Here is a 16715-nt window from a genome sequence, read left to right on the forward strand (position 1 = left end):
CGGCGCGTCGCCGCCTGATCCCTATGCTCGGCCGTATGACGGCCGCCATCACCCCGCTCACCGCCACGGAACTGCGCGCCCACCGCGACGAACTCGCCGCCCTGCTCCTCGACGTGGTCGCCACCGGCTCCTCGCTCGGCTTCCTCGCCGACCTCGACCACGAGGGCGCCGCCGCCTGGTGGGATTCCCTGCTGCCCGCCGTCGAGGAGGGCTCCCTCGCCCTGTGGGTCTCGCGCACCGGCGGCGACGGCCGCATCGACGGCACCATCAGCTGGTACCGGGAGTCCAAGCCCAACGGCCGCCACCGCGCCGAGCTGCGCAAGCTCATGGTCCACCCGGCGGCCCGCGGCCGCGGCACCGCACGCGCCCTGCTCACCGAGGCCGAGGCGGCCGCCGCCCGTGCCGGCGTGGTGCTGCTGTTCCTGGACACCGAGACGGGCAGCGGCGCCGAGAACGTCTACCGGCGAGCGGGCTGGACGGAGGTCGGCACCATCCCCGACTACGCCACCGACCCGGCCGGCCGCTTGCACCCCACCACGCTCTTCTACAAGCACCCTCAAGAGTGACCTCGCCCGCCGCGCCGCGTTAGACCCGTAGCCGTCGGCCATCGAGCGAGGGAGACCAATGTCCGCAGCACCCGCCGCCCTTCCCACCCGCCGCGCGTTGCTCCGTACGGCCTTCGCCGCGGCCGTGCTCGCCGGTACGGCCGCGGCCCTGGCTCCCGTACTGCGCGCCCGCCGCCCCCGGCAGACGCTCACGCCGGCCCCGCTCGCGGAGGAGACGTACCGGGGCCGGCACATCGCCGTAGACCAGGCCGGGATCCGTATCGACGGACGCCCGCTGCACGTCATGCGGCGGGCCGACGGCAGTTACCTCAGCGGGGTCAACCACTTCCAGTCCTTCGGGACGCCGCTGGAACTGGCCCGCGCGGCCGTCGACGAACTGGGCACGGCCCAGCTGGCGTTGGCCGCCGCCCCGCACCACGGCTGACGGGAGGAGCCCCGCGTTGTACACCCGGCAGAACCAGAAGAACCTGACGAGCGCCCAGAAGAAGCGGTTCACGGCGGCCGTACTGGAGCTCAAGCGCAACGGCGTCTACGACGCCCTCGTGCGCACCCACGACAAGTACTTCGTGCCCGACCGCGACCGCAAGCTGCGCGTCGGGCACATGTCCCCGTCCTTCTTCCCGTGGCACCGGTGCTATCTGCTGGAGTTCGAGAAGCAGCTGCGGGCGGTCGACCCGGGTGTGTCCATCCCGTACTGGGACTGGACCACCGACACGAGCCCGGTCTCCTCCCTCTGGGCCGACGACTTCCTCGGCGGCACGGGGCGGGCGGGCGACCGCAAGGTGATGACCGGGCCGTTCGCCTACGACAAGGGCAACTGGACCGTGACGGTGGGCATCACGGAGTCCGCCTTCCTCACCCGCAACCTCGGCCGGCCGCAGAACCCGATCGCGCTGCCCACCCCGGCCGAACTCCAGTGGGCGATCGACGACCCGACCTACGACATCTCGCCCTGGAACTCCACCGTCGACGGCTTCCGCAACAAGCTGGAGGGCTGGGCCGCCCCCAAGAGCGAGCGCTGGCGCAATCACAACAAGGTCCACCAGTGGATCGGCGGCCACATGACGGGCGGCACGGCGCCCAACGACCCGGCCTTCTGGCTGCACCACGCCTTCGTGGACCTGGTCTGGGACCGCTGGCAGCGGAAGCACCCGCGCTCCGGCTACCTGCCCGCCGTACCGCCCGCGCCCGGCGACCTCCAGCGCGGCCGGGTGATCGCCCTCGACGAGCCGATGCCGCCGTGGGACGTCACCCCGCGCCAGATGTTCGGCCACCAGGGCCTCTACCGCTACGAATGACGCGGGAAAGGGCCCCCGCCCGGAGGCGGGGGCCCTTCAGCCGATCAGAGGCCGATCAGGCGATCAGCGGCCGACGATCAGTGGCCGTAGTCCCCGCCCTCGGTGTGGTGCTTGTCGTCGTGGCCCGACGCGTTGACGCAGGTGTTGCCGAACGCCGGGTTCAGCAGAGCGATCACGTTGACGGTGTTGCCGCAGACGTTGACCGGGACGTGCACCGGAACCTGGAGCAGGTTGCCCGACAGGACACCGGGGGAGCCGACCGCCGCACCGTGCGCTCCGGCATCGGCGACGGCCAGACCCGCACCGGTGGCCAGGGCGCTACCGGCGACAGCGGTGATGGCGAATGCCTTCGCGATACGCGACATCAAGATCTCCTCGTGAGATATGGGGCGCCGCAGAATCTGCGGCATTTGACATGGCATACAACGCGGCGCCGGCCGAGGGGTCACGGCCGCTGGGCCTACCCGGTGACGGCGAAGCGCACGGAGGCGAAGTACGGCCGCACCTGGGTGACCGTTCCCGGCCGCAGGACCGCGACCGCCCGGCCCGTGCACCCGGGGTCGCGGTAGAGGGTCGCGGTCCGCCGGGTCCCGTTGGTGACGGCCCGGGCGCCGCCGCCATCCGCTTCGACGCAGCCCGGGGTGGCGCCGAGCCGGTGGACCCGGTCGTCCTGGCCGACGTACTGGAAATCCGGCCCGGCCGCCCGGGCCGACGCGCCGACGGCGAGCGCGGCGGCCGCCAGCAGCAGGACGGGCATGGTGTGGTGGATACGCAGGGATCGCATGCCCGTCCAACCGGGCCGGGCGCGGGCACGGTCACGCCTTGTCACCCGATGGACGGCTGTGCGACCGTGCGCCGAGCACCGGATCCAGGAGGACGAGATGAGCGCAGCGGCCGGCGGCCGGCCCCGGGCCAGGACCGCGTACGGCGTGGTCGAGGGCCGGACCGGGACGGGCGGCACCGCCGTCTTCCGGGGGATCCCCTACGCGGCCCAGCCCGTCGGCGCCCTGCGCTTCGCGGCGCCCGCGCCCCCGGAGGCCTGGGACGGCGTCCGCGACGCCGGTGCGTACGGGCCCACCGCGCCCAAGGTGCCCTACCCGCCGAAGTTCGCGGCCCTGCTGACCGACCCGGAGATCGCCGGGGACGACTGCCTGAACGTCAACGTGTGGACCCCCGACCCGTCCCCCGGGGCCCGGCTGCCCGTCATGGTGTGGATCCACGGCGGGGCGCTCACCCGGGGCTCCTCGGCCGTCCCCGTCTACGACGGCTCCGCCTTCGCCCGTGACGGGGTCGTGCTCGTCTCCTTCAACTACCGCCTCGGGGTCCTCGGCTACGGGCTCTTCCCCGACGCGCCCGCCAACCGGGGCCTGCTGGACCAGATCGCCGCGCTGGAGTGGGTCCGGGACAACATCGAGGCCTTCGGCGGCGACCCCGCCCGCGTCACCGTGTTCGGCGAGTCCGCCGGGGCGATCAGCATCGGCTCCCTGCTCGCCGCCCCCCGTGCCGCCGGGCTCTTCGCCCGGGCGATCCTGCAGAGCGGAGCCCCCGAGACGCTTCCCCGCGACCGGGTGCGTGCCATGGTCCGGCGGATGGCCTCGCTGCTGAAGACGGACGCCACCGCCGCGGCCTTCGGCGCCACCGGCCTGCCCACCCTGCTCACCGCGCAGGCGGCCGTCCTGCGCAGATCGAGCCCGCTCGCCGGCGGCCCCGCCTTCGGCCTGGTCACCGACCCGGACACGGTTCCCGGCGACCCGCTCGACGCCGCGTGCCGGTCCGGCGTACCGCTGCTGCTGGGGTGGACCACCGAGGAGTACCGGCTCTGGCTCGCCCCCACCGGCGCGATGCGGGTGCTGGACCAGATGGGCCCGCTCGCCGTGGAGCTGGCTCGGTTCCGCAGCGGCAAGGACCGGGCCGCCGTACGGGCGCTGCGCGCCGCCCTGCCCGGAGCGGGACCCGCCGATCTCGCGGGGCAGCTGCTCACCGACCGGCTGCTGCGCGATCCGCTGCGCCGGCTCGCCGGGGCGCGGCGGGCGGCGCCGAGCTTCCTGTACGAGTTCGCATGGTCCTCCGGCGTCCCGGGCCTCGGTGCCTGTCACGCCCTCGAGCTGGGCTTCGTGTTCGACACGCTCGACGTGCCCGAGGCGTCCAGGCTGGCCGGGCCGGACGCCCCGCAGGCGCTGGCCGAGGAGATGCACGCGGCCTGGGTGCGCTTCGCGGTGCACGGGGAGCCGGGCTGGGCGCCCTGGAACGGCAACGGCCCGCCGAAGGTGTTCGGCGGGCCGGAGCGCGAGGACCTGGAGCCCGGGGAAGAGGAGGCGGACGCGTCGCCCGTTACTCGACGGGTCCTTCCATGACCTTGCTGATGAACTGGATCGGTCCCTCACCCATGTTCGGGACATAGGTCTTGGCGTTGTGCTGGCCGCCCTTGATGACCCTCAGGTCGGTGTGCACCGGCCCCTTGTTCCCGAAGGTGGCGATGAACTTCTGCACGTCCGGCAGGGTCTTCTTGTTGTTCTCGCTGTCCCCGACCTGGAAGGCGAGGTAGACGTCCGGACCCTTGCGGTCGATGAGCTGCTTCGCCAGGATCTCCGGGTTGTTCTCGGCCTTCTCCTTGTCGTGGCCCTTCCACAGGGAGGAGTCCGGGACGATGTCCGGGCCGGAGGCGATCACGGCCTTGAACTTGTCCGGGTGCTTCAGGACGGCCTTCAGACCGGCGAAGCCGCCGGTGGAGGAGCCCATGAAGGCCCAGCCGTCACGGGACTTGACCGTGCGGAAGTTCGCCTTCATCAGGTCGGGGACGTCCTCGGTCAGCCAGGTGCCCATCTTGGGCTGGTCGGGTATGTCGGAGCCGTCCCAGTAGATGCCCTTGTCGTCCGGCGCCGGGTTGAGCACCGGCATGGCCAGGATGAAGGGCTTGCTCTTCCCCTCGGCGTACCACTTGGAGATGCTGGACTGGAGGCCCAGGTCGGTGCCCATCCAGTAGTTGCTCGGGTAACCCGCGCCGCCCGGCAGGGCGATCATGACCGGGAAGCCGCTCTTGGCGAACTTCGGGTCGTTGTACTCCTTGGGCGCCCAGACCCACACCTTGCCCTTGAAGCCGGACTTCTTGCCTTCCAGCGTGGTGACGGCGACGTGCGTCCCGTCGGGCAGGGTCATCGTGTTGCTGAACTTGGCGTCCGGGCCGGTGGGCATGAGCATCTTGGAGCTCGCCGGCTGCGGGGCGGCGTCCTTCTTCTTGCCGTCGCCGGCGGGCGGCTTTCCGAAGGACACCGCGGCGCCCTTGTCGGTGAACGGGGGTATCTCGAAGTGGTACATCACGCCCGCCGCTATGCCCGCGAGCGCGAGAACGGAGACTCCCGCGATCACCCAGCGCCGCACCCGGGACTTGCGCCGGGGCTCGTACTCCGGCTCCTGCCCGTAGGGCTCCTGCGGCTCGTACGGCTCCTGCCCGTACGGCTGCTGGGGTTGACCGTACGGCTGCTGCCCGCCGTGGGGCTCGTTCGACTGCTGTCCGTACTGCCGCCGCCCGTACTGGTCGCCGTAGGGCTGCTGCGGGTTCTGCCCTTCCGGCCGGTACGGCGGCTGGTACTGCTGCCCCTCGGGTGCGTACGACATGTGCGGTGGCTCTCCGGCTGGTGCTGCCCCGAGGGGCGGGTGGTCTGGCGGTCGGTTCTTCCGTTCGAAAGATGAACGAAAGCATGCCAGGGTTCCGGATTTTTCCTTCTCTTGGGGTGCTCTAGGGAAGGCCGTTGCCCGACGCCGGAACGGCCCGCCGAGTTCCGGTTCTGTTCTCCGAACGTCCCTGGCCCATGCACATGCCGCTGGGTATGGTGCCTGCGCGCCGCCCCCAGAACCCCCGCACCCCGCCCGGAGGTAACCCGTGCTTGGCATGACCCTGCCAAAGTCCCGTCGTGGGACCGCTCTCGCCACCGCATTCGGCATCACCGCCGCCGCCGCGGCCCTGTGGGCGGGCATCGGCGTCGCCCAGCCCGCGCACGCGGCCGCGCTGCCCGCCCCCGACCACGTCGTCGTCGTGGTCTTCGAGAACCACGCCTACAGCCAGGTCATCGGCAGCTCCAGCGCCCCGTACATCAACTCCCTGAAGGCCGGGGGTGCCAACCTCACCCGGTCCTACGGCATCACCCACCCCAGCCAGCCCAACTACCTGCAGCTCTTCTCCGGCTCGAACCAGGGCGTCACCGGAGACAGCTGCTACACCCCCGGCTTCAGCTCCGCGCCCAACATCGCCTCCGAGCTGATAGCCGCGGGCAAGAGCTGGGCCAGCTACAACGAGACCCTGCCCAGCCAGGGCTCCACCACGTGCAGCAGCGGCAACTACGCCCGCAAGCACAACCCCTGGTTCGCCTTCTCCAACGTGCCCACCAGCACCGCGAAGACCATGACGCAGTTCCCGACCGACTTCACCACCCTCCCCAAGGTGTCCTTCGTCGTCCCGAACCTCTGCAACGACATGCACGACTGCTCCGTCGGCACCGGCGACACCTGGCTCAAGAACAAGCTCAAGGCCTACGCGGACTGGGCCAAGACCCACAACAGCCTCCTCGTCGTCACCTTCGACGAGGACAACCGGCTCGCCGGAAACAAGATCCCGACCGTGCTCTACGGCCAGCCCGTGACCCCCGGCAGCACCTCGAGCACCACCTACAACCACTACGACATGCTCCGCACCCTGGAGGGCCTGGCCGGCCTGACCACCCACGCCGGGAACGCCGCCGGCGCCAAGGACATCACGGGGATCTGGGCTTCCTGACCATGTACGTCGCGGACAGCCGCGGTACCCCCGCGCCCGCCGTGACCCCCGAGCCGTCGGCCGCCGCCCCGGGCACCCGGCCCGGGCGGCGCGCCGCGCTCGCGCCCACGGTGCTCGCCCTCGGCACGGTCAGCCTCATCACCGACGTCTCCTCCGAGATGGTCGCCGCCGTGCTCCCGCTCTACCTCGTCGCCGGACTCGGGCTCTCCCCGCTCGGATTCGGCCTGCTCGACGGCCTCTACAACGGGGTCAGCGCACTGGTCCGGCTCGCCGGCGGCCACCTCGGCGACCGCTTCGGCCGCCACAAGGCCCTCGCCGGAACCGGCTACGCCCTCTCGGCCCTGTGCAAGCCGCTGCTGCTGCTCGCGCACACCCTGCCCGCCATCGGCGCCGTCCTCGCCCTCGACCGTACCGGCAAGGGCCTGCGCACCGCCCCGCGCGACGCGCTGATCTCCCTCGCCGCCGCCCCCGAGGACCGCGGCCGGGCCTTCGGCGTGCACCGGGCGATGGACACCGCGGGCGCGCTGATCGGCCCGATCCTCGCCTTCCTCATCCTGCGCGGGGCCGCCGACGGCTACGACGCCGTCTTCACCGTCAGCGCCTGCGTCGCCGCGCTCGGGGTCCTCGTCCTCGTGCTCTTCGTCCCCGGGCGCCCCGCCCCCGCCCGGCCCGCGGCCGGCGCCGACAGCACCGACAGCACCGACGAGCGGGTCTCCTTGCGCGCCTCCCTCGGGCTGCTGCGTGGCCGCGACCTGCGCCGGACCGGCCTCTGCGCGCTGCTGCTCGGCCTGTGCACGGTGAGCGACGGCTTCGTCTTCCTGCTGCTCCAGCGCGCCACCGGGATCGCCGACCGCTGGTTCGCCCTGCTGCCGCTGGGCACCGCCGCCGCCTTCTTCCTGCTCGCCCTGCCGCTCGGGCGGCTCGCCGACCGGATCGGCCGAACGCGCGTCTTCCTCGGGGGCCACCTCGCGCTGCTGCTCGCGTACGGGCTGCTCCTCGCCGGAGGCCACCACCCCTGGCTGCCGTACGCGGTCCTGCTGCTGCACGGCGGCTTCTACGCCGCCACCGACGGGGTCCTGATGGCCGCGGCCGCCGCGGCCGTGCCCGCGGAGCACCGCGGCGGCGGCCTCGCCCTCGTCCAGACCGGCCAGGCCCTCGCCCGCTTCGCCGCCGCCCTCGGCTTCGGCGCCGCCTGGACCTTCTGGGGTCCGCGCCCGGCGCTCGCCGTCGCCGCCGTCCTGCTCGCGGCCGCCGTCGCGCTGTGCGTCCGGCTGCGCCCCGCCGCCGACTGATCCCCCGACCGGTCCCCGCCGCCGGCCGATACCCCCGCCGTACGAGAGAAAGGCCCCCATGACCCTCCAGCGCCGGATCCTGGTCCTCGCCGCCTTCGTCGTCCTGCTCGCCGCCGTGGCCGTGTACTCCTTCCTGCGGGCCTCCTCCCGGGCCGACGAGAAGAACCAGACGCAGGCGGGCGGCCCGCAGATCACCCGGGGCGCGGTCTCCCTCGCCCCAGCCGGGGGCGGCCGGCGGATCGTGTTCCGGAACATGGCCTGGGGCCCGCACCGCGACGAACTCGCCACCGTCCCGGCCGCCGCTCCCGAGGGGGCCCGTACCGCGTCCGGGGTGAGCTGCCTGCGCTTCCACGCCGCCGCGGGCGCCGGAATCTGCCTCCAGGCCGACAAGAGCGGGATCCAGGACGGCTACCGGGCCGTCGTCCTCGACGCCGGTCTCAAGGAGGTCTCCGCGCACGCGCTGGCCGGCATCCCCACCCGCGCCCGGGTCTCGCCCGGCGGCCACCTCGCCGCCTGGACCGTCTTCGTCGGCGGGGACAGTTACGCCGGTACGAACTTCTCCACCCGGACCTCGGTGCTCGACCTGCGCACGGGCAGGCTCGACGCCTCGCTGGAGGACTTCACGATCCTCAAGGACGGCAAGCCGTACCGCAGCGCCGACGTGAACTTCTGGGGGGTCACCTTCGCCGCCGACGAGCGGACCTTCTACGCGACGCTGGCCACCGGCGGCCGCACCCACCTGGTCCGCGGCGACCTGGCCGGGCGGACGGTGACCACCCTGCGGGAGAACGTCGAGTGCCCCTCCCTGTCGCCCGACGGGACGCGGTTGGTGTTCAAGAAGCGGGTGCCGGACCTGCCGGCCGAGGCGCCGTGGCGGCTGTACGCGCTGGACCTGGCCTCCGGGGCGGAAACCCCGCTCGCCGAGGAGCGCAGCGTGGACGACCAGGTGGTGTGGACGGACGCCCGGACCGTCGTCTACTCGCTGCCGGGTGACTTCGGCGCCGACCTGTACGCCGTACCGGCCGACGGGAGCGGCGCCCCCGCCCGGCTGATGGCATCGGCCCTCGCCCCGGCCTTCCTCGGCTGACGCCGGGAAGGCCGGGGGAGGGCCTCCGCAGGACCGTTACGCCGGAATCAGGGTCTTGCGGCGCCGCTTGCGCTGCGCGCCGGCCGACAGCCTCAGCTCGATGATCGACCGCACGGCAGGCCACTCCTCGTCGAGGATCGAGTAGAAGGCCGTACTGCGGACCGCGCCGTCGAGCCCCCGCGAATGGGCCCGGCGGACCCCCTCGCAGGTGAAGCCGAGACGTTCCATCGCGGCGCGCGAGCGGCCGTTGCGGGCGTCCGCGCGCAGCGAGATGCGCCGGACGCCCCAGGTCTCGAAGGCATGGCGGAGCATGAGCAGCTTCGCCTCGGTGTTGATGCCGGTGCCCTGGGCGCTCGGGGACAGCCAGGTATTGCCGATCTCGGCGGCATCGGGGATCGCCGTCGCCGGATCGCCGAACGGGACGCCGGGCACGGCGGGCCACACGAGGGGCCCCTGCCAGTAGTCGAGTTCCAGGAACCGGGTCGAACCGACGACCCGCCCGTCGGTGGCTCTGACCACCGCGAACGGGACCGATCGACCCGCCGCCTGATCGGCGAGGGCACGGTCGATGTACTCGTGGGACGCCTGCACGCCGTGGGGTACGGGAGTGAAGGCGTAAGTCGTACGATCCTCGGCCCCGGCCACGGCCAGAGCCTCGGTGTGGTGGGGGGCGAGGGGCTCGAGCCGCACGGTGCGGCCGGCGAGGAGTATGGGTACGGGCACGGAGCCTTCGGTCCTTCTGGGCGGTGGGGTGGTTGCACAGTCTGCGTCCCTGACGTCGCCCCCCGTGCAAAACACGGGTGAAAGGCAACGGGCTGTCAGGTGAACGCGAGTGGCTCAATGTAGCCCCTTAATGTCCTCTCATGAACCCCCAATTTGGCAATGGCGTGAACCTCTTTTTCGACGACTTGGGTCCCCGCGGCGGAGCGCCCGTAATCCTGATCCACGGGCATCCGTTCAACCGCACGATGTGGGCCCCCCAGACGGCCGCGCTGACGGCCGCCGGATACCGCGTGATCACCCCTGACCTGCGGGGATACGGGGAAAGCCCGGTGCTGGCCGGCAAGGCCCTGCTCGCTGATCTCGCCGACGACATCGCCGCCCTCCTCGCCCGTCTGGGAATCGAACAGGTGGTCGTCGGCGGTGTGTCCATGGGCGGGCAGATCGCCATGGAGGTGCGACTGCGCCACCCGGGTCTGGTAAGGGCCCTCGTACTCTCCGACACCAGCCCCGTGCCGGAGTCCGAGGAGGGCGCGAAGCACCGCCGCGAGCTCGCCGACAGGCTGCTCGCCGAAGGCATGGGGCCGTACGCCGAAGAAGTCATCGACAAGATGCTGGCGCCCTACAACGTGACCGGCATGCCGGAGGCCGCCGCGTGGGTGAGCGCCATGATGCGGGCCACCGATCCCGAGGGCGCGGCCGCCGCCCTGCGCGGCCGGGCGGAGCGCCCCGACTACCGGCCCTTGCTCGCCGGGGCGGCCGAGCCCTGCCTGGTGGTCGTCGGCGCGGACGACGTATACACCCCGGTCGCGGAGGCCGAGGCCCTGCACGCGCTGATGCCGCACTCGGTGCTCGCCGTCATCGAGCGGGCCGGGCACCTGCCGGGCGTGGAGCAGCCCGAGGCCTTCAACCGGGTGCTGCTGGAGTTCCTCGCCGGCCTCTGACCCGCAGGGCGATTGGTCCGCAGTACAAAGCCCTGAATGGCCCAGTGGCGTGGGCCGTTCGGCTGGTCCAATGGCCCGGTGACGATACGGTTCCTGCCCCCGCCCGGGGCGCCGCGCCGGCTGGCCGCGGCCCAGCTGGGCAACTCCGTCGGAGACGGCGCCTACTACGTGTGTTCGGCGCTCTACTTCACCCGAGTGGTCGGCCTCTCGCCGGCGCAGATCGGCCTCGGACTGACCATCGCCTGGGCCATCGGCTCCGTCGCCGGCGTGCCGCTCGGGGCGCTCGCCGACCGGCGGGGGCCCCGGGGCACGTCGGCGGCCCTCGCGGTGGCCACCGCGGTCTCGGTCTTCGCCTTCCTCTTCATCCGGTCCTTCTGGGCCTTCCTGATCGCCGTCGTCGTGTACGCCACCGCCCAGTGCGGGCTGGCGGCCTCCCGGCAGGCACTGCTCGCGGGCCTGGTCCCGCCGGAGCGGCGGACCGGGGTGCTGGCCCACCTCCAGTCCATGCTCAACGGCGGACTGGCGCTGGGCGCCGCGCTCGGCGGCCTCGCCCTCGGCGCGGACACCGAGCGGGCCTACCTCGCGGTGTTCGTGCTGGACGGGGTGAGCTTCCTGGTGTGTGCCGCCGTGCTGCTGCGACTGCCCGCGGTGGCGCCGGTGGCGGGGAGGGCGGCCGGGGAGCCCCGGCTGGCCGTGCTCCGCGACCGGCCGTACGCGCTGGTCACGCTGCTGAACGCGATCCTGCTGCTGCGGATGCCGCTGCTCAGCCTCGCGATCCCGCTCTGGATCGTGGAGCGCACGCACGCCCCCGGCTGGCTGGTGTCGGCACTGTTCGTGCTGAACACCGTCGCCGTGATGCTGTTCCAGGTGCGCATGGCCCGCCCGGTCACCGACCTCGACAGCGCGCGGCGGGCGGTGCGGGTGTCCGGGCTGGTCATGGCCGCCTCGTGCGTGGTGTTCGCCGTCTCCGCGCTGCCCGGGTCGGGCGGGGCGGCGGCAGCGCTGCTGGTGGTGGGCGCGGTGCTCCAGGTGGACGCCGAGATGCGGCAGTCCGCCGGGTCCTGGCAGATCGGCTTCTCGCTGGCCCCAGCGGACCGGATGGGCCAGTACCAGGGGTTCTTCGGCACCGGGGTGCCCGTGGCCCGGACCGCCGGTCCGCTGGTGCTGACCGGGCTGCTCCTGGTGTGGGGGATCCCCGGCTGGCTGCTGCTCGGCGCGATCCTGCTGGCCGCCTCGTACGCGATGGGCCCGGCGGTCCGCCGGGCCGGGAAGATGCGACTCGGGGACGGGGCCGCGGGGGCCGTCGTACAGTCGGGCTGATACCCCGACCTGGAGGACACGCATGCTGCGAGGGCTCGCGACGATCAGTTTCTGGGCGGACGACCTGGAGGCGGCCAAAGCCTGGTACACGGAGCTGCTCGGGATCGCCCCGTACTTCGAGCGGCCCGGGTACGCGGAGTTCCGCATCGGCGACTACCAGCACGAGCTGGGCATCATCGACCGCGGCTACGCCCCGCCGGGCGCGGCCAAGGAGCCGGGCGGCGCGGTGGCGTACTGGGTGGTCGACGACCTGCCGGCGGTCCGGCAGCGGCTGCTGGACCTGGGCGCCGAGGAGTACCAGCCCGTGACCGCGCACGGTGACGGCGGCTTCGTCACGGCGGCCGTCACCGATCCGTTCGGCAACGTGCTGGGCATCATGCGCAACCCGCACTACATGGAGATCCTCGACGGGGCGACCCCGGATCCCGCCTGAGGCCTGACGTGGACGACGCATTGCGGCAACTGGCCTCCGTGGGGCCCTTCTTCAGCGTGCCGTACGGGAAGGAGCCGCCCGGCCCGGGCTTCCGGCCGCTGACCGCCCTGTACGGGGAGCACCTGGCGCCGTACACCGCCGAGGTGGGGCGGCGGATCGGCAGCGGGCCGGGGCGCGTGGCCGCCTCCACCGCGCAGCTCGGGATCGCCTCGCGGCTGTGGTCGATCGGGCTGGGGTGTGCGGCCCTGGCCGGCCGGGTGCCGGACCTGGCCGCCGACCGGGTGTGGTGGCGGCTGCCCGGCGCGGGATCACTGGAGCTGTGGCTGCCCGAGCCGGGGGAGCTGCCGGCCGAGGAGCTCGGGGAGAGCGTGCTGGGAAACCTGGCCCTGCTCGACGCGGGCCTGCGGGAGCGGTACGGGGTCTCGCCCAAGGTCCTGCGCGGCAACGCCGCCTCGGGGCTGGTCGGGGCACTCCGGGTGCTGATCGACCGGGTTCCGGCCGGCAAGGCCGTCGACCTGGCGGCCGCCCTGCTCGCCGACGGCGGAGCCCTGGCCGGCACCGGCACCTTCGTCCACGAGGACGGCCTCGGCGTGGCCTTCGTACGGCGCAGCTGCTGCCTATACTACCAGGTGCCGGGCGGCGGCTTCTGCGGGGATTGTGTCCTGCGCACGCGCTAGTGCTGTGGCCGGCAAACCTTGCCGGTCACAGCACTAGTTCCCGCTCGCGGGTACCTGGCCGCGGAACCGACGGAGGCCGTCGGGGAGCAGGTGCACCGCTCCCCGACGGCCCCGTACGGCCAGAACTTCTAGAAGGTGAGGTTCCAGGAGTCGATCTTGCCGATGTCGCCGCCGGCGTTGTCGTTCACCCGGAGCTTCCAGGTGCCGTTCGCGACCTCCGCGGAGGCGTTGACGGTGTAGACCTGGTTGATGTTGTCGGTGCTCCCGCCGGCGCGGTTGTGCACGGTGTACACGGTGCCGTCGGGGGCGATGAGGTCCACCTTCAGGTCACCGATGTAGGTGTGCACGATGTTCACGCCCACCTTGAGGGTGGCCGGGGCGTTGCCGGTCACCCCGCTGACGGTGATCGGGCTCTCCACGGTGGTGTTGTCGCCGATGGCGAAGTCACCGAGGTTCTCGAAGTACTTGCCGGGCGGCGGGGTGGAGCCCACCGCCTTGAGCGCGTCGACCTGGCCCTCGCCGAAGAAGCCGTTCTTGGCGGTGGTGCCGGTGCAGCGGCTGTCCGACGGGCAGGCGACGTCGTTGGCCTGGGTGGCCAGCTTGTCGCGCAGCTGCGCCGGGGTGATGCCCGGGTTGGTGCTCGCCAGCAGCGCGGCCACACCGGCCACGTGCGGGGAGGCCATCGAGGTGCCGCTCATGGTGCCGTACTTGCCGCCCGGCTGGGTGCTGTAGATGCCGGTGGCGTCTCCGCCGGGGGCCGTGACGTCGATGACGTTCAGGCCGAAGTTGGAGTACGAGGCCTTCGCGGTGGTGCCCATCGCCGAGACCGTGACCACGCCCGGGAGCTCGGTCGGGATGTCCAGGCAGGCGTTGGTGATGGTGCGGGTGACCGGCGTCGAGTCGTTCGGGCTTTCGGTGTCGGTCCGCTTGTTGGCCAGGTCGATGTTGGAGTTGCCGGCCGCCGCGACCTGCAGCGAACCCTTGCCCTCCGCGTACTCCTGGGCGCGCTTGACGCCCTCGATGATCGCGGCCTGGTCGGCGTTGTCCGGGCAGTTGAACTGCCACGGGTCGGTGTAGTAGCTGTTGTTGGTGACCTTGAAGCCGTGGTCGCCCGCCCACATGAAGCCGCAGACGGTGTTCTCGGCGAAGAACAGCGAGGAGCCCGGCTCGGCGATGCGCACCGAGGAGATCTTCACGCTCGGGGCCACGCCGATGACGCCCTTGCCGTTCTTGGCGGCCGCGACCGTACCGGCCACGTGCGTGCCGTGGGTGCCCACGTCGCGCCAGGAGCCGGTGCGGGTGTCGGCCTTGCCGTACGCACAGGACGCGGAGTCCGCCGCGTTGAAGTTCGGCGCCAGGTCCTGGTGCTGGTCGTCCACACCGGTGTCCAGGATGCCGACCTTGACGGACGGGGAGCCGGTGGTGACGGCCCAGGCCTGGTCGGCCTTGATCTGGGTCATGTCGGCACGGACCGGCTCGCCCGACGGGGTCGTGGCCTGCGCCGGGTTGGCGGGCAGCGCCGGGTTGTAGGCGTCCGCCGGCACGTCCGAGGTGCGGGTGGCACCGACCTGCTGGACCCCGCTCACACCGCGCATGGTGGTGGCGAAGGAGCCGGAGGCGGAGTGGGCGACGATGACGCCGATCGCGTCGTAGTTCGCGAAGACCGTACCGCCGTTGGCGGCGACGGCGGCGCGTACCGCCGAGCTGTCACCGGGGGCGGTGATCACGAGGTAGGCACGGGTGCCGGCAACCCAGGTCGCACTCTGGGAAGTCGGGGCCGCGGCCCGGGGCGCCGCCGCGGCCGCCGGGGCGGAAGCGGGGGCGGAGGGGGAGACGGGGGCGGTGCCGGCGAGCGCGGCGGGGGCCCCGAAAGCAAGTGCGGCGCCAAGGGTGGCGGCCAGCACGAGGGTACGTCGAGGTCGGCCGGATATGTGGGGTATCAATGCGTCCTCCGATGACCCGGTGGTGCGGATGGCACCTACCGGGCCGTACGAAACGAGTGGTGGACGCAAGATGTCAGACGCGTGCCCCGGTATGGAAGTACCTTTTACAGCACGCGCATTCTCCGGGGTGTGGCTGAAAATAGCCCCTACCGGGAGTAGTCGGGGCCGACCGGGCTGGGCACCGTGGGGGCGAGCCCTGCCCGGCCGGCCCGTGCGGGCGTACCGGCTGCACCGGTAGCCCGTACAGGCGTACCGGCTACACCGGTACGCGGTCCTTGTCGCCGGCCGCCTGGGACGGCATGGCGCCCGCCGGCTCGCCGTGCGCGTCGTCGACCAGCGTGGTCTCGTCGAACGGCAGCCGTCCGGCCAGTACTTCGGCGGCCCGTGCGTGGTCGAACTCCTTCGTCCACGTCCCGATGAGCACCGTGGCGACCGCGTTGCCCGCGAAGTTGGTCAGCGCCCGCGCCTCGCTCATGAACCGGTCGATGCCCACGATCAGGCCGACCCCGTCCACCAGTTCCGGCCGGTGCGACTGGAGTCCGCCGGCGAGCGTGGCCAGGCCGGCGCCGGTCACCCCGGCCGCTCCCTTCGAGGCGATGATCATGAACAGCAGCAGCGAGATCTGCTCGCCCAGCGCGAGCGGCTTGCCCATCGCCTCCGCGACGAAGAGCGAGGACATCGTCAGGTAGATCGCGGTCCCGTCCAGGTTGAAGGAGTACCCGGTCGGCACGGTGATCCCGGTGACCGGGCGCGACACCCCCAGGTGCTCCATCTTCGCGATCAGCCGCGGCAGCGCCGACTCCGAGGAGGACGTGGACAGGATCAGCAGGAACTCCCGGCCCAGGTAGCGCAGCAGGGCGAACACGCTGACCCCCGTGCACACCCGCAGCAGGGTGCCCAGCACCACGAACACGAAGATCAGACAGGTCGCGTAGAAGCCGATCATGATGACCGCGAGGGACTTCAGCGCGTCGATGCCGGTCGCGCCGACCACCGCCGCGATCGCCCCGAAGGCGCCCACCGGGGCCGCCCACATGATCATCGCCAGGATCCTGAACACCAGCTTCTGCACGTGCCCGATCCCGCGCAGCACGGGTTCGCCCGCCGTGCCCATCGCCTGGAGCGCGAACCCGCACAGCAGCGCCACCAGCAGCGTCTGGAGCACCTCGCCCCCGGTGAAGGCGGACACCAGCGTGGTCGGAATGATCCCCAGCAGGAACTCGGGCGTGCTCTTGGCCCCGCCCGCCTTGGCCTGCGCCTCGCCGGCGTGCTTGGCCGCCTCGGTCAGGTGCAGACCGCTGCCCGGGTCCAGCAGGTTCCCCACCAGCAGGCCGATGGCGAGGGCCACCGTGGACATCACCATGAAGTAGCCGAGGGCGAGCCCGCCCACCGCCCCCACCTTGGCGGCCTTGCGGACCGAGCCGATCCCCAGCACGATCGTGCAGAAGATCACGGGCGAGATCATCATCTTGATGAGGTTCACGAAGCCGGTGCCCAGCGGCTTGAGCTCCACGGCCACGCCGGGGGCGGCGAAACCGACGGCGATGCCGAGGAGCACCGCGGCGATCACCGCGATGTAGAGATAGTGCGTTCTGTCGCGCCTGGCGGCCACGATGCCTCCTGTGGTGAATACGTCCCGGGAGGACCATCACCCGGCGCTGTGA

17 protein-coding genes are annotated in these 16715 nt (G+C 72.3%); 11 read left to right on the top strand and 6 right to left on the bottom strand.

Annotated elements, in window-relative coordinates; all coding sequences use genetic code 11:
* Positions 1–35: 35 nt before the first annotated feature.
* From ACGFYQ_RS11810 to ACGFYQ_RS11820, 3 genes are read left to right on the top strand one after another with little or no spacing between them, the layout of a single operon-like run.
* On the top strand, positions 36–566 hold the full coding sequence (locus ACGFYQ_RS11810; protein ID WP_393742583.1) for a GNAT family N-acetyltransferase: 531 nt from the start codon (positions 36–38) through the stop codon (positions 564–566).
* A gap of 58 nt (positions 567–624) precedes the next feature.
* Positions 625–990: a tyrosinase family oxidase copper chaperone gene (locus tag ACGFYQ_RS11815; RefSeq protein WP_393742585.1), complete on the top strand. Its 366-nt coding sequence runs from the start codon at positions 625–627 to the stop codon at positions 988–990.
* A gap of 16 nt (positions 991–1006) precedes the next feature.
* Positions 1007–1864: a tyrosinase family protein gene (locus ACGFYQ_RS11820; RefSeq protein WP_393742587.1), complete on the top strand. Its 858-nt coding sequence runs from the start codon at positions 1007–1009 to the stop codon at positions 1862–1864.
* A gap of 77 nt (positions 1865–1941) precedes the next feature.
* Here ACGFYQ_RS11820 and ACGFYQ_RS11825 read toward each other — a convergent pair whose 3' ends face one another.
* Both ACGFYQ_RS11825 and ACGFYQ_RS11830 read right to left on the bottom strand, forming a co-directional pair.
* Positions 1942–2229, bottom strand: coding sequence for a chaplin (locus ACGFYQ_RS11825; RefSeq protein ID WP_393742589.1), 288 nt, complete (start codon positions 2227–2229; stop codon positions 1942–1944).
* A 95-nt stretch (positions 2230–2324) separates the two neighbouring features.
* Entirely contained in the window at positions 2325–2648 is a 324-nt protein-coding gene (locus ACGFYQ_RS11830) for a hypothetical protein (RefSeq protein ID WP_393742591.1), read from the bottom strand.
* Positions 2649–2745: 97 nt separating this feature from the next.
* Here ACGFYQ_RS11830 and ACGFYQ_RS11835 point away from each other — a divergent pair, with 97 nt between their 5' ends.
* Positions 2746–4218 (top strand): carboxylesterase/lipase family protein, encoded by a 1473-nt coding sequence (locus ACGFYQ_RS11835; protein ID WP_393742593.1) that lies wholly within the window; start codon positions 2746–2748, stop codon positions 4216–4218.
* On the opposite strand, the gene ACGFYQ_RS11840 is transcribed toward ACGFYQ_RS11835, so the two are convergent.
* Complete coding sequence (locus tag ACGFYQ_RS11840) at positions 4196–5479, bottom strand: alpha/beta hydrolase (RefSeq protein WP_393742595.1); 1284 nt, start codon at positions 5477–5479, stop codon at positions 4196–4198. The genes ACGFYQ_RS11835 and ACGFYQ_RS11840 overlap by 23 nt on opposite strands.
* Before the next feature lie 274 nt (positions 5480–5753).
* Between ACGFYQ_RS11840 and ACGFYQ_RS11845 the strand changes: the two genes are divergently transcribed.
* The 3 genes from ACGFYQ_RS11845 to ACGFYQ_RS11855 are packed head-to-tail and all read left to right on the top strand — an operon-like array spanning position 5754 to position 9014.
* A complete protein-coding gene (locus ACGFYQ_RS11845; RefSeq protein WP_393742597.1) occupies positions 5754–6635 on the top strand; it encodes an alkaline phosphatase family protein in 882 nt (293 codons plus the stop codon).
* A gap of 2 nt (positions 6636–6637) precedes the next feature.
* Positions 6638–7927, top strand: a complete 1290-nt coding sequence (locus ACGFYQ_RS11850) for an MFS transporter (protein WP_393742599.1) — start codon at positions 6638–6640, stop codon at positions 7925–7927.
* 58 nt (positions 7928–7985) lie between these two features.
* Positions 7986–9014, top strand: coding sequence for a TolB family protein (locus ACGFYQ_RS11855; RefSeq protein WP_393742601.1), 1029 nt, complete (start codon positions 7986–7988; stop codon positions 9012–9014).
* A gap of 36 nt (positions 9015–9050) precedes the next feature.
* Here the strand turns inward: ACGFYQ_RS11855 and ACGFYQ_RS11860 are convergent, their stop codons facing one another.
* Positions 9051–9737 carry a GNAT family N-acetyltransferase gene (locus ACGFYQ_RS11860; protein ID WP_393742603.1) on the bottom strand — a complete coding sequence of 229 codons (687 nt, stop codon included), beginning with the start codon at positions 9735–9737 and terminating at the stop codon, positions 9051–9053.
* A gap of 140 nt (positions 9738–9877) precedes the next feature.
* Here ACGFYQ_RS11860 and ACGFYQ_RS11865 point away from each other — a divergent pair, with 140 nt between their 5' ends.
* From ACGFYQ_RS11865 to ACGFYQ_RS11880, 4 genes are all read left to right on the top strand, one after another.
* Positions 9878–10678: an alpha/beta fold hydrolase gene (locus ACGFYQ_RS11865; RefSeq protein WP_393742605.1), complete on the top strand. Its 801-nt coding sequence runs from the start codon at positions 9878–9880 to the stop codon at positions 10676–10678.
* Positions 10679–10756: 78 nt separating this feature from the next.
* Positions 10757–11998 carry an MFS transporter gene (locus tag ACGFYQ_RS11870; RefSeq protein ID WP_393742607.1) on the top strand — a complete coding sequence of 414 codons (1242 nt, stop codon included), beginning with the start codon at positions 10757–10759 and terminating at the stop codon, positions 11996–11998.
* Between the two features lie 22 nt (positions 11999–12020).
* Complete coding sequence (locus ACGFYQ_RS11875; RefSeq protein WP_393742609.1) at positions 12021–12431, top strand: VOC family protein; 411 nt, start codon at positions 12021–12023, stop codon at positions 12429–12431.
* 8 nt (positions 12432–12439) lie between these two features.
* The gene (locus ACGFYQ_RS11880) at positions 12440–13108 is read left to right on the top strand and encodes a (2Fe-2S)-binding protein (RefSeq protein ID WP_393742611.1); all 669 of its coding nucleotides are present in this window, start codon (positions 12440–12442) and stop codon (positions 13106–13108) included.
* A 128-nt stretch (positions 13109–13236) separates the two neighbouring features.
* On the opposite strand, the gene ACGFYQ_RS11885 is transcribed toward ACGFYQ_RS11880, so the two are convergent.
* Both ACGFYQ_RS11885 and ACGFYQ_RS11890 read right to left on the bottom strand, forming a co-directional pair.
* Positions 13237–15012, bottom strand: a complete 1776-nt coding sequence (locus ACGFYQ_RS11885; protein ID WP_393742613.1) for a S8 family serine peptidase — start codon at positions 15010–15012, stop codon at positions 13237–13239.
* Positions 15013–15307: 295 nt separating this feature from the next.
* Positions 15308–16663 (bottom strand): cation:dicarboxylate symporter family transporter, encoded by a 1356-nt coding sequence (locus tag ACGFYQ_RS11890; RefSeq protein ID WP_393742615.1) that lies wholly within the window; start codon positions 16661–16663, stop codon positions 15308–15310.
* Positions 16664–16715 lie beyond the last annotated feature (52 nt).

The organism is Streptomyces sp. NPDC048258 (genome assembly GCF_043201995.1).
Lineage (GTDB): Bacteria > Actinomycetota > Actinomycetes > Streptomycetales > Streptomycetaceae > Streptomyces.